Raw genomic sequence first — 272 nt, 5'->3', positions numbered from 1 at the left:
AATTCAATCTTGACGATGACCTACTCTCACATGGGGAAACCCCACACTACCATCGGCGATGCATCGTTTCACTGCTGAGTTCGGGATGGGATCAGGTGGTTCCAATGCTCTATGGTCGTCAAGAAATTCTGTAGCTGATCCGTTACCAGGTAACGTGCCAGCGAAAATCGGTGACCTTCACTTAAAACAAAACCCATCTGCTTTCGCAAACGGGGTTCTGCAATTCAATCTTGACGATGACCTACTCTCACATGGGGAAACCCCACACTACC

At 48.5% G+C, this 272-nt stretch carries 1 rRNA gene; it reads right to left on the bottom strand.

The features are described from left to right. Nucleotides 1–7: 7 nt before the first annotated feature. Nucleotides 8–123 (bottom strand): 5S ribosomal RNA (gene rrf / locus CE491_RS00035). Between the last annotated feature and the right edge of the window lie 149 nt (nt 124–272).

Source organism: Pseudomonas bohemica (assembly GCF_002934685.1).
Taxonomy (GTDB): Bacteria; Pseudomonadota; Gammaproteobacteria; order Pseudomonadales; family Pseudomonadaceae; genus Aquipseudomonas; species Aquipseudomonas bohemica.
Note: the sequence above shows the minus strand (reverse complement) of the source record. Positions and strands in the feature narration are given on the sequence as shown.